Raw genomic sequence first — 12,122 nt, 5'->3', positions numbered from 1 at the left:
CTTATGATCGCCATACGACATAACACTCTGCAACGTAACTTCAAAGTAGTGCTTTAAGCCACCCGTCCTGAACACACATTTAATATAGTCAAGAATGATCAGATTAGTAGGGAGATCGTCGAATATGGCCTCTAATGCAGACAAGTCTTAGTGCCGGGGGCGGTTTGCGCCCATTTTTCAGCCAGGGCGGTGATTAAATAATCAGGGAGGGTAAGAGGATAAACTGTTCCGGGCAGGCGAAAGGCGAAAAAAAAGACGGCCAATTTGCCGTCTTTCTGTTTCAGAACCTGATAATAGAAGAATTAATGTTCGCGGGTTTTGCGGAATTTAACTTCCGGATAACGCTCAGACGCCAGATTCAGGTTCACCATTGTTGGTGCGATGTACGCTAAATTATCACCACCATCGAGCGCCAGATTGGTTTCATTTTTGCGTTTAAATTCTTCGAATTTCTTCACGTCACTGCATTCAACCCAACGGGCAGTCGAGACGTTCACAGATTCATAAATCGCTTCCACGTTGTATTCGCTTTTCAGACGCGCCACCACCACTTCAAACTGCAACACCCCGACCGCACCGACGATTAAATCGTTGTTGGCAATCGGACGGAAGACCTGTACCGCGCCTTCCTCTGAAAGCTGTACCAGCCCTTTCAGCAACTGTTTCTGTTTCAGCGGGTCACGCAGACGAATACGACGGAACAGTTCAGGGGCAAAGTTAGGAATGCCGGTGAATTTCATGTTCTCACCCTGAGTAAAGGTGTCGCCAATCTGAATTGTGCCGTGGTTATGCAGACCAATGATGTCGCCCGGATAGGCTTCTTCAACGTGCGAACGGTCTCCGGCCATAAAGGTCAGCGCATCGGAAATCACTACATCTTTGCCGGTACGCACCTGACGCAGTTTCATGCCTTTTTCATATTTACCGGACACCACTCGCATGAACGCCACGCGGTCACGGTGTTTCGGGTCCATGTTGGCCTGAATTTTGAAAACAAAACCGGTGAATTTCTCATCATCGGCTTTCACTTCGCGCAGGTCAGTTTTACGTGGCATCGGCGCAGGCGCCCAGTCCACCAGACCGTCGAGCATATGGTCAACACCAAAGTTACCGAGTGCCGTACCGAAGAAGACCGGTGTCAGTTCGCCCTGCAGGAAAGCCTCATGGTCGAATTCATGCGACGCGCCCTGCACCAGTTCCAGCTCATCACGCAATTGTGCGGCCAGATCTTCGCCAACGGCAGCATCCAGCTCAGGATTGTTCAGGCCTTTGACCACGCGAACTTCCTGAATGGTGTGACCTTTACCGGTCTGGTACAGATACACTTCGTCTTTATAAAGGTGATAAACCCCTTTGAACAATTTACCGCAGCCGATTGGCCAGGTAATCGGAGAGCAGGCGATTTTCAGCTCACGCTCCACTTCGTCCATCACTTCCATCGGGTCACGGATGTCACGGTCGAGTTTGTTCATAAAAGTCAGGATCGGCGTATCGCGCAGACGGGTGACTTCCATCAGTTTACGGGTACGATCTTCGACACCTTTTGCGGCATCGATCACCATCAGACAGCAGTCAACGGCGGTCAGCGTACGGTAGGTATCTTCGGAGAAGTCTTCGTGCCCTGGGGTGTCGAGCAGGTTAACCAGACACTGCTTGTACGGGAACTGCATCACGGACGTGGTGATGGAAATACCACGTTGTTTTTCCATTTCCATCCAGTCGGATTTGGCGTGATGGCTGGAGCCACGGCCTTTTACTGTACCGGCGGTTTGAATGGCCTGTCCGAATAACAGAACTTTTTCAGTAATGGTGGTTTTACCGGCATCGGGGTGAGAGATGATGGCAAATGTGCGGCGCTTAGCCACTTCAAGGGCGTATTCACTTGGAGACATGTTTTTCACGTTTCTGCTGTTGGTCCGCCCTGCATAGGATTTCACATCACGTCAGAAGGTGACGTCAGGCAAAGCGGTAATAAAAGTTATAGCCGGCTATTTTCACTGATTTAGACGGTATGGGCAATCAATGGTTTTTTTGTATGGTGTGACTAAGAGAGCGCGTTAGAAACGGAAGTCGGTTGAAAGTGCGGCCCAGTGTTCTCGCAGAACTATTTTATGTTCTTCAAGCATCGGTAACTCCGTAAGCAAATCTGGCCAGCTTTCACGCGCAATTTCAATGGCTTCATCAGGATGCACTTTAACGGCAGACCTGGGTACCCCCATTCTTTCAGCCCAGCGGCAACGCCATCATGATGGCATCTTCGCGGCCTTGTGCGGCGGGATAGTAATTACGGCGAACGGAGAGTTCATTAAAACCGAGGCTTTCATACAGCGCGATAGCTTTGGCGTTGGAAGCACGGACTTCAAGCCATAACGTAAAAACATCTTTCTGCTCAAGCTGTTGTATCACTTCTTCCAGCAACCTGCGACCTAAGCCCTGTCGCTGAAAAGCCGGATCGATAGCGATATTAAACAAGGTGGCTTCGTCGAGAACAATTTGGGTAATCGCAAATCCCGCCATCACCTCGCCCTGCATGATTTTAAGGTTCAGGTAGCGTTCGCCCTGATTGCTGGCAAGCGTATTTTCAGTCCACGGAAAGGCATGACTGGCTTGTTCGATGGCAAATGCACGGGGAAGATCAGCGGGCGTCAGGATAGAAATGTTGTTCATTTTCACAGATCTGCTGCCAGAGCGCACGTTTGGCGCCGGCGTCTTGATAGAGTTCGGCCAGGGCCGGACTGGAGAGCTGCGGGCCAGCAAGAGTCAGCGGTTCGCTTAACCCCAGTCGCCAGATATTGCAGCGGGTATCTTCAGGTAACATAGTGACCTGTTCAGGTGTCAGGCGGTAAACTTGTGATTCTGTCAGCGCCAGGCTGCGCAAAACATCCCTGACCAGCGGATCATCCTCCGCTGGCGGAACAGCGGCAACAATCAGCAACTGGGTTTCCGCAGGCAGACTGACCGCCACTTCGCCTTGTAATACAGCAGGCCGGCGCAGCGTCCACTGGGTAATGCCCAGTTGTTGTAACAGCGTATCTCGTCTGGATGCCATGCCTGTTCCCTGCCGGTTGAAGTACGAAAAGCCCGGCTATGCTAGCAAACACATCGAACATGCGCCAATAAACCTCTATAATCGCCCGCTAATCCTTGAGGAGCCACACCCTGATGTCTGCATTAACTCCGGCCAGTGAAGTCATACTGCGCCACAGCGAAGAATTTGAAGGCCGCCGCGTCCTGTTCGCCGGTGACTTACAAGACAGCCTGCCTGCTGAAATTGACGCCGAAGAAGTTCGCGTCCACACCAATATGTATCACCACTGGCAGATGCTCAGCAAAGCGCTGGGAGAAAACGTTCAGTTTGGCTTAGTTGCTGACGCTGAATTCATCGCGCCGTGCGATGTGCTCGTCTATTACTGGCCAAAGAGCAAACTGGAAGCAAAATTCCAGCTATTCAACTTACTGTCACACTTGCCAGTTGGCATTGATGTGTTTGTCATCGGTGAAAACCGCAGTGGTGTGCGCAGCGCGGAAACCACGCTCGAAGGTCTGTGCGAACTGAGCAAAATCGACAGTGCGCGTCGTTGCGGTTTGTACCATGGCCGTCTGGAAAAGCAGCCTGAGTTTGATGCTGATGGCTGGTGGGATCAGTACATGGTCGAAGAAGTGACCATTAAAACCCTGCCGGGCGTCTTCAGCCGGGAAGGTCTGGACAGCGGAAGCCTGTTGCTGATCAACAGCTTCGAAGAACCGGTTAAAGGTAAAGTGCTGGATGTCGCCTGTGGTTCCGGCGTGCTGGCTTCTGTGCTGGCCATGTACTCGCCGAAGATGAAAATCACGCTCAGTGATGTGAGCGCGGCCGCTATTGAAGCCAGCCGCGCTACACTGGCGGCGAACGATTTGCCGGGCGAAGTCATCGCCAGCAACGTCTATTCCGACATTGCCGGTCGTTTCGATATGATCATCTCCAACCCGCCATTCCACGAAGGTCTGCAAACCAGCCTGACGGCGGCGGAGCAGTTGATCCGTGGTGCGGTAAGTCATCTGAATATCGGCGGCGAACTGCGCATTGTGGCGAACGCCTTCCTGCCTTACGCCGCCCTGCTTGATGACACCTTTGGCAGCCACGAAGTACTGGCACAAAACGGTCGCTTCAAGGTGTACCGGGCCGTACGTGGACGTCCGCCGCGCGATCTGAAAAAGAAAAAACGTTAATCAGTCAGGCACTGAGGAAACGCATCAGTTCTGCGTTGTAGCGATCACCCGCTGCCACGCGGAAAGGAAATACTGCTTCGATCGCCGCGATTTCGGCTTCACTCAGGGAGACATCAAGCGCGGCGATGTTTTCCTCAAGATAATGACGATGTTTAGTGCCAGGGATCGGCACTATGTTATCGCCCTGCGCTAATACCCACGCCAGCGCCAGCTGCGAGGGTTTCACTCCTTTGTCCTGCGCCAGTTCACTGATTTTTTCCGCCAGTTGCAGATTTTTCGCGAAGTTTTCTCCCTGAAAACGCGGACTCTCGCGACGGTAATCATCCAAATCCAGATCGTCCACTGAACGGATTTGTCCGGTCAGAAAACCCCGTCCCAGCGGACTGTAAGGCACAAAACCAATCCCCAGGCGCTCACACGCCGGTAAAATGTCAGCTTCCACATCACGCGACCAGAGCGAATATTCGGTTTGCAACGCGGTGACCGGATGCACTTTGTGTGCACGCTCCAGAATGCTCACCGGCACTTCACTCAGCCCGATATAACGGATCTTACCTTCATGCACAAGATCCGACAGCGCGCCGATCGTTTCTTCAACCGGCACCGTCGGATCAGGGCGGTGCTGATAATAGAGATCGATAACCTCCGTCCCCAGACGCTTCAGGCTGCCTTCTACGGATTGGCGGACATAGTCCGGATGGCCGTTTGTCCCACGAACCTGCGGGTTGGACGGGTCACGCACAATGCCGAATTTGGTGGCTAAAAAAACCTGATTTCGACGCCCTTTCAGGAAGCGTCCCAACAGTTCTTCATTGGTATGCGGGCCATACATGTCGGCGGTATCGAGCATTGTGACGCCCAGTTCCAGCGCGCGCGCAAGCGTTGCCATCGATTCTTTATCGTCGAGGCCGGTGGTGTAGAAGTCGCTCATGCCCATGCAACCCAGCCCCAGCGCTGACACCATCGGACCATTTTTACCCAACTGACGTTGTTTCATCGGATTTTCCTTATGACACAGAGTGAGAAGTAATCGGATTAAGTGTGGTTGTTCTTTCAGGAAAGATAAATCAGCAAAAACGTGCAACACTGTTCATAAATTGCAAACAATCACTGAGAACGTTATGGATCACATTCAGGCGATGAAAACCTTCATCCGCATTGCCGAACTGGAAAGTTTCAGCCGGGCGGCAGAAGATCTTAATGTGCCACGCGCCACGGTCAGTACCACCCTGAAACGTCTGGAACAGCGACTGGGTGTCCGCCTGTTTCTGCGCACGACACGCCAGGTCAAAATCACTGACGAAGGCAAAATCTATTATCAACGCTGTCTGCAATTGATTTCGGCGCTGGAAGAATCGGACGCTCTGTTTGCGCATCACAAAACCCAGCCCGCAGGCATTGTCCGCATCGACATGCCCCATTCACTGGCACGTGCGAAGGTGATCCCCGCGCTGCCAGCGTTTTACCAGCGCTATCCGCAGATAACCCTGAGCGTCAGTGCCAATGATAACGCCATCAATCTGCTCGATCAGGGGGTAGATTGTGTGGTGCGCGCGTGGCCTGCAGAAGATGATAATTTGCAGTCACGCCATCTGGCGGATTTGAAACAAATTACCTGCGCCTCTCCCGGCTATTTAGCGGAATTCGGTGCGCCGCAGACGCCGGATGATCTCACCGGGCATCAGGCCGTGGGCTATTTCTTTGCCCACCAGCGGACAGAGTCGCATCTGGAGTTTGTGACTGCCGGAAAGATTGAAAAGTGTCAGCTCGCCAGCAAACTGACCGTTAGCGGCGCTGACGCGTATGTCGCCGCCGCAAAAGCGGGCTTTGGGCTGATTCAGGCATCGGAACTGGCGATGACGCAGGAACTGGCACAGGGAGAACTGGTGGAAGTACTGCATCAGTATCTTCCGCCACCGATGCCGTTATACATCATGTATCCGCCCGGCCGTTTTCTGGCACCGAGGATCCGCGTGCTGCTGGACTGGCTGATCGCGCTGTTTTCCGTCCCTGCTGATCCGCTGAGCCAGAACCGCATTATTGGAAAAACCGTTGATTAAACCATCGATTAACCTGATGACTCTCTGTGGCATTGAACCATTCATCCTGAATATGCTGTTTTTTACATCAAACGTCCGTAATGGGGGAAATAACTATTGACGCCTGTGGGAAAATCTCTAGAATTCGCCCCCGTGGTTGTGTTACTTGCTGATGACATTCCGATGAATGCGTCAACACAGTAATCAATTGGAACGCGATGGTGGCGGAATTGGTAGACGCGCTAGCTTCAGGTGTTAGTGTCCTTTGGATGTGAGGGTTCGAGTCCCTCCCTTCGCACCAATACAATCACAAGATTTATATTGCCCGGCACGGTACGCGATGGTGGCGGAATTGGTAGACGCGCTAGCTTCAGGTGTTAGTGTCCTTCGGATGTGAGGGTTCGAGTCCCTCCCTTCGCACCACTCCGGCAACTATAAATCAGCAGTAAGCAGAAATCATCTGTGCGAAGGTGGCGGAATTGGTAGACGCGCTAGCTTCAGGTGTTAGTGTCCTTACGGACGTGAGGGTTCAAGTCCCTCTCTTCGCACCACGTGATTATGCTCCTCAGCTTTTCCTTCCTGCGATACTTCTTTCAGTTTCAAAAAATAAAAAAGACCGGCAGCTTTACTGTGTCTCCTGTTTTTCATCTCAAAATCCTTATATTACAAAATAGTAAAATTCAACGTTACCGCAGCCAGACTGCCTGCCAGCGCCATGAATGATGGCAGCAACATATAATGGCGTAATGTGCGGTGAAAAAGCATGCCCAGTGTGACCAGCATCGCAACCACGATCAGCATACGCAACTGATCGAGTGACATATGTGTCAGGGCAAGCAGCGGCATCAGTGCGCAAGGCAATAATATCCCCCAGCCGCTGGTGAGACGTTTACCAAACATCCCTACAACCGCCCAGATCCCACATGCTATGACAATTGCCGGAATCATAACCCTGCTCCAAATAATGATAATGAGAACCAATATCATATAGGATTTTTTCTCATTTACCACCTATTTGCGGTCACGCTCTTCGTTTGGGTGACACCTGACAGCAAAAGTGCTAGTTTTGGGGCGGTTAAACCAAACCCGTAAAGTCTCCATTAAGACAGTCACTTAAAAACGATATTTATTGTATTCTAATAATTACATATTAGTACTATTAGCCTGCCCGTTTAGGATAATTATGCGGTGCAAGGCGCTAAAGCACTTTATCTATTCAGAACAACACAAGCTAAATAGAGTAAATTTGATGATATCTCATTCCTATGATGAGCTGCTTAAAAGCAAACATCGTCTGGCGATGTTGCTATTCTTTTTTTTAAATAGCGCAACAGCATTATTTTCTATGGCTTACCCGCCAGAGAATGCAGCCCCTGCGCCATTACCGTTGGTGCTGATTTTTGTGCTTTGTTTTTCAGGGCTGATATTTTCTTTTTTCAGTAAGAAAAATTACTCTGCCCATCTGAATATCTGTTCCATTGCCGTCGGCCTGTTATGGGCCTGGCAAATAGCCTTCCGCTTTGAAGCAACCAGCCATTTAGATAAAAATTATCTTTTAATCAGCTTACTCAGTATATTATTTATCAGCGCCATCGCTTTATCAGATAATTTTCTGGCTTTTTGTCTGCATGCAGTACCTTCCACTCTTTGTGTGATTTTTTTGGACGAGTTTCAACATGTCGGCCGTATCCTTTTCTCAGTTTCATTACCACTGATTGGCCTGTGGCTGCATCATCTGATGCTGAGGCGCAGTGACGAATTCACGCGCAGGATGGTAGCCAATCTCTACAGTGAACGGGAAAAATTCAGCGACCTGAGTATGCTTGATCCCCTGACCGGCCTGTACAACCGCCGGGGGTTACAGAATAAGCTGGAAACACTGTTTAATCAGGCCTCCGGGCACTACGTCATGTTGCTCGATATCGACCATTTCAAAGCCTATAACGATAACTATGGCCATACGATGGGCGATCAGGCACTGGTGCGTGTTTCTGCCGCTATCCGCGATGCAGTGCGCTCGCGGGATGTGGTTGTCCGTTATGGCGGAGAAGAGTTTCTGGTGCTGATGTCCAACGTTCAGCAGGAGCATGCGGTTCGCATGGCTGAGCGTATCCAGAATAAAGTCCTCGGGCTGAATATCCCGCATTTGTTTAATGCTGAAGTTTCCACACATGTCACGGTCAGTGCCGGGCTGGCTGCGCTGGAGGAAGGTGACTTTATTCAGGCTCTGGGTAAAGCTGATACCTCACTCTATAACGCAAAAAACAGTGGTCGTAATAAAATATTTTATGCCTGGGATCAACCCGGAAAGATTCAGCAAACCGTCGAAGAAAAAATAGCCTGACGATTGTTTGTATGTCCGATTAACAACTTATTTAGCGTTCATAATTTTTGCGAATGATGTTCAGCGTTTTGCCGGTTCATCATAAAAATAACCTGCCATTCAGTTTCGCTGCATAAGCATTCAACTTTCGGCCAGATTAAGGGTTCTGGCTGAAAGTAAACAAATTGACTTAAATAATGAATGTTACTCGTCCCTGTTACTTTATAACTTTTTAATTCTATTTAAATAAGCCCTTCACGCCCCCCGATTACACCGAAATATTGACAGATAAAAATAATCCTAAAGCACATCTTTATGTCGCCTTCCCGCATGTTCTCAGCCTGTTCTGTAAACGGTCTCTCTCTATCTCATAAAATTCTTTAATTTGTTGATTTAATGTGATTATTAATTCGACCACCGGATTTGTGAACTGACTCATGTGCATCTTCCGGCGAGTGCCAGCGCTGATTTTCCGGTGGCACTGACCGGAAGGCTCCCCTGCCGGACACTTCTTACACTACCGCCACCCGCTGTCCGGATTTCTGCAGGATCAGCTAACAGCAGCGCTTTTGCTTACCCATTACTCTACATAATAAAAGGTCCGGTGTATGAACAGTTCGATAGTGTTAGGGATCATCTGGCATCTGATAGGGGCAGCCAGCGCAGCTTGCTTCTATGCGCCATTCAAACAAGTGAAACATTGGTCATGGGAAACCATGTGGTCGCTTGGCGGCTTTTTTTCCTGGATCATTCTGCCCTGGGCGGTCAGCTACGTGCTATTGCCTGATTTCCGGGCCTATTACGGTTCATTCAGTTTTGCCACTCTGTTGCCCGTTTTTCTGTTTGGCGCCATGTGGGGCATCGGTAACATCAATTACGGTCTGACCATGCGCTATCTCGGCATGTCGATGGGGATAGGCATCGCCATTGGCATTACCCTGATTATCGGGACGCTAATGACGCCTGTTTTGCAGGGCAAAATTGGCATTCTGTTTGGCACATTAGGTGGCCAGCTCACCCTGCTCGGCGTATTTGTTGCGGTCATTGGTGTAGCCATTGTCAGCTATGCGGGCTTCCTGAAAGAAAAAGCATTAGGTATTAAAGCTGAAGAGTTCAATCTGCGTAAGGGGCTGATTCTGGCTGTAATGTGCGGAATTTTCTCTGCGGGGATGTCTTTCGCCATGAGCGCTGCAGTGCCCATGCACGAAGCGGCGCGCGCGCTCGGGATTGATCCGCTGTATGTCGCCCTGCCGAGTTATGTGGTGATCATGGGCGGCGGTGCGGTAGTTAACCTCGGCTTCTGCTTTATCCGTCTGGCAACACGTAAAACCCTCTCTTTGCGCGCCGATATGTCGGTGGCGAAATCCCTGCTGCTTACGAATGCGGTCTTCTCCATTATTGGCGGCGTAATGTGGTATCTGCAGTTCTTCTTCTACGCCTGGGGTCATGCCAGTATTCCGGCAGAATATGATTACATGAGCTGGATGCTGCACATGAGTTTCTACGTCTTGTGCGGGGGCATCGTCGGTCTGGTGCTAAAAGAATGGCTCGGTGTAGGCAAAAAACCGGTGCGTGTGCTTTGCATCGGTGCGCTGGTGATTATTCTGGCGGCAAATATTGTCGGTCTGGGTATGGCACTGTAAGCGCTGCATCGCTCAATGACCGCAGAATTTATTCTGCGGTCATTGAGGATAAAAGGATTTTACCGGCCTGCTGTGTAAAACGTTGCCGGTAGTCACGCGGTGAAACACCACTTGCCCGACTGAACACCACAGAAAAATAGTTACTGTCATCAAAGCCGCATTCAGCGGCCACATCACTGATTGTCATGTTGCCATAACGCAGCAAACTCATCGCCCGGCAAAGCCTCAGCTGACGTAAATAATGGGTCACACTCATGCCGGTGTGCTGCTTGAACAGCGAACGTAAAGCACGCGGATTAAGCTGATGTTGCAGGCAAAACGTTTCAAGGTGGAAGGGAGCGGCGATATTTGCCCGCAGGGCCATCAGCAATAAATCCAGCTGATGCGCATCCGGTAACGCGCCACTGTCCGGCCGCTGGCGAAAGCGTAATAACAATAGTGCCAGCTGCATCAGCAGGGCTTCGCTCAGTTGCACCGAAAGCGGCTCCGATTTCATACACTCTTTAGCAAGCTCATCCACTTTATCGCGCAAAACTGACATGCCAAGCGTACTCAGCCGCCAGTAACGTTGTTCCTGGCTGACATTCTCGCCCGGCAATAATTGCGACCAGTCGGCCGCCAGCCCGAAACGCTCACGGCAAAACAGCACATTATCCAGTGCCAGTTCGTTGACTGACTCATAGCTATGCCGGTCCCGTGAATTAATATAAAACAGGTCACCGCAGGTGATGGGATAAGGGATATCGTTCCAGACATGCAGACCATTACCGCGCCAGACAATAACCAGTTCATCAAAATCATGGTCATGACTCGGAAAGTCGGCCTGGGGATGGCGTTCAGCCACCACCACCGAATTCATGTCGGTCAGAAAGAAATCATTTTTATTCAATTTCAACGACATATTTGCAATCTCTCACCCGTTTGACGACAAAATAAACGAGGCAGTACTCAGGTAAACATACCGGAAACTGCGAGAGGTGCCGTTTAACGCAACTGATCACGCATGAGTTTTGGCGACACCGAAAATTCCCGACGAAACTGTGTCGAGAAGTGGTTACTGTCACTGAACCCGCAGGCATAAGCGATATCGGTAATGCTTTGATCGCTATGATGTAAACGACGGCGCGCTTCCAGCAACCTCAGCCGGTTAAGATACCGCTGCGGCGTCATGCCGGTGTAATGCTTCATCTGACGATGTAATGTTCGCAGCGCCAGTGAGAAGCGTTCTGCAGCTTCGGTCCAGTTGACTTCCTCACTGTAATGCGACTGGAGCCATTGCAAAAGTTGATTGACCCTGTTTTCCGAGGTATCTCGCAATTGTGGCTGGAAACAATCCTGATAAAGCAGGATCAGCAATTGTAAAAACAGACTTTCACGGGTCGCGATATGTTCCATTTCAACGCTGTCCGGCAGTGCTTCAAGTTGTGTAATGCAGTTCAGCACCTGTGAAAGTACACACGGGCTGAGCTGCCAGTGGATCTGCGACTGATAGTGATGTTCCTGAGGAAGGAAGTGGCTGACGTCCTGAATGAAACGGAACGCCTTCGGTGAGCGGAACAACACATTGGTCAGACGTAAGTTATCAACATTTTCAAACAGATGATGATCACTGGCTCGCACGAAACAGACCGCACCGGCCGTCAGTGTATAAGGGTTGTCGTTAAAGATATGCACACCTGATCCGCTTTCCACCAGCATAATTTCATGGAAATCATGGTAGTGCTCCGGGAATACATCTTGTGGGAGCCGGCGCTCAACCGTCACGGTCAGCTCAGGCGCCGCAAAATAATCATCACCTCTCAGTAACGTCATGTATCACCTCCGGTTCAAAATCACTGTGCTTCGGGGAACACCCTACCCTGCGGCCTGCTTTCCTGCCTTCAAACCACGGCAGTAAAAGCATCATAA

Annotated in this window: 12 protein-coding genes and 3 tRNA genes; 7 read left to right on the top strand and 8 right to left on the bottom strand. The window is 50.4% G+C overall.

Features of this window, described 5'->3' with window-relative positions:
* Positions 1–302: 302 nt before the first annotated feature.
* From prfC to J1785_RS24940, 4 genes are all read right to left on the bottom strand, one after another.
* Positions 303–1,892, bottom strand: coding sequence for a peptide chain release factor 3 (gene prfC, locus J1785_RS24955; protein WP_129953280.1), 1,590 nt, complete (start codon positions 1,890–1,892; stop codon positions 303–305).
* A 165-nt stretch (positions 1,893–2,057) separates the two neighbouring features.
* Positions 2,058–2,219 carry a hypothetical protein gene (locus tag J1785_RS24950; RefSeq protein ID WP_238483371.1) on the bottom strand — a complete coding sequence of 54 codons (162 nt, stop codon included), beginning with the start codon at positions 2,217–2,219 and terminating at the stop codon, positions 2,058–2,060.
* 4 nt (positions 2,220–2,223) lie between these two features.
* Positions 2,224–2,667: a ribosomal protein S18-alanine N-acetyltransferase gene (gene rimI, locus J1785_RS24945; protein ID WP_217157097.1), complete on the bottom strand. Its 444-nt coding sequence runs from the start codon at positions 2,665–2,667 to the stop codon at positions 2,224–2,226.
* Positions 2,636–3,049, bottom strand: coding sequence for a DNA polymerase III subunit psi (locus tag J1785_RS24940; RefSeq protein WP_129953282.1), 414 nt, complete (start codon positions 3,047–3,049; stop codon positions 2,636–2,638). Before J1785_RS24940 ends, rimI begins: the two co-directional genes overlap by 32 nt.
* Before the next feature lie 113 nt (positions 3,050–3,162).
* On the opposite strand from J1785_RS24940, the gene rsmC reads away from it, so the two are divergent.
* Positions 3,163–4,209 (top strand): 16S rRNA (guanine(1207)-N(2))-methyltransferase RsmC, encoded by a 1,047-nt coding sequence (rsmC, locus tag J1785_RS24935; RefSeq protein ID WP_015698767.1) that lies wholly within the window; start codon positions 3,163–3,165, stop codon positions 4,207–4,209.
* 4 nt (positions 4,210–4,213) lie between these two features.
* Here rsmC and J1785_RS24930 read toward each other — a convergent pair whose 3' ends face one another.
* Complete coding sequence (locus J1785_RS24930; RefSeq protein ID WP_217139526.1) at positions 4,214–5,206, bottom strand: aldo/keto reductase; 993 nt, start codon at positions 5,204–5,206, stop codon at positions 4,214–4,216.
* Between the two features lie 124 nt (positions 5,207–5,330).
* Here J1785_RS24930 and J1785_RS24925 point away from each other — a divergent pair, with 124 nt between their 5' ends.
* The 4 genes from J1785_RS24925 to J1785_RS24910 all read left to right on the top strand — a co-directional run bounded on the left by J1785_RS24925 (position 5,331) and on the right by J1785_RS24910 (position 6,799).
* Positions 5,331–6,269, top strand: a complete 939-nt coding sequence (locus J1785_RS24925; protein WP_217220964.1) for a LysR family transcriptional regulator — start codon at positions 5,331–5,333, stop codon at positions 6,267–6,269.
* 194 nt (positions 6,270–6,463) lie between these two features.
* Positions 6,464–6,549, top strand: a tRNA-Leu gene (locus J1785_RS24920).
* Positions 6,550–6,585: 36 nt separating this feature from the next.
* Positions 6,586–6,671, top strand: a tRNA-Leu gene (locus J1785_RS24915).
* 41 nt (positions 6,672–6,712) lie between these two features.
* Positions 6,713–6,799: transfer RNA gene (locus J1785_RS24910), tRNA-Leu, on the top strand.
* 112 nt (positions 6,800–6,911) lie between these two features.
* On the opposite strand, the gene J1785_RS24905 is transcribed toward J1785_RS24910, so the two are convergent.
* Positions 6,912–7,196, bottom strand: a complete 285-nt coding sequence (locus J1785_RS24905) for a DUF1435 domain-containing protein (protein ID WP_129953285.1) — start codon at positions 7,194–7,196, stop codon at positions 6,912–6,914.
* Positions 7,197–7,497: 301 nt separating this feature from the next.
* On the opposite strand from J1785_RS24905, the gene J1785_RS24900 reads away from it, so the two are divergent.
* Together J1785_RS24900 and rhaT are read left to right on the top strand one after the other, a co-directional pair.
* Positions 7,498–8,592 (top strand): GGDEF domain-containing protein, encoded by a 1,095-nt coding sequence (locus J1785_RS24900; protein ID WP_217220970.1) that lies wholly within the window; start codon positions 7,498–7,500, stop codon positions 8,590–8,592.
* A gap of 587 nt (positions 8,593–9,179) precedes the next feature.
* A complete protein-coding gene (rhaT, locus tag J1785_RS24895) occupies positions 9,180–10,214 on the top strand; it encodes an L-rhamnose/proton symporter RhaT (protein ID WP_217220963.1) in 1,035 nt (344 codons plus the stop codon).
* Between the two features lie 28 nt (positions 10,215–10,242).
* On the opposite strand, the gene rhaR is transcribed toward rhaT, so the two are convergent.
* Together rhaR and rhaS are read right to left on the bottom strand one after the other, a co-directional pair.
* On the bottom strand, positions 10,243–11,115 hold the full coding sequence (rhaR, locus tag J1785_RS24890; RefSeq protein WP_129953288.1) for an HTH-type transcriptional activator RhaR: 873 nt from the start codon (positions 11,113–11,115) through the stop codon (positions 10,243–10,245).
* Positions 11,116–11,198: 83 nt separating this feature from the next.
* Entirely contained in the window at positions 11,199–12,026 is an 828-nt protein-coding gene (rhaS, locus tag J1785_RS24885) for an HTH-type transcriptional activator RhaS (protein ID WP_129953289.1), read from the bottom strand.
* Positions 12,027–12,122 lie beyond the last annotated feature (96 nt).

The sequence above is a fragment of the Rahnella perminowiae genome (genome assembly GCF_019049755.1).
In the GTDB taxonomy this organism is placed as follows: Bacteria; Pseudomonadota; Gammaproteobacteria; order Enterobacterales; family Enterobacteriaceae; genus Rahnella; species Rahnella perminowiae.
Note: the sequence above shows the minus strand (reverse complement) of the source record. Positions and strands in the feature narration are given on the sequence as shown.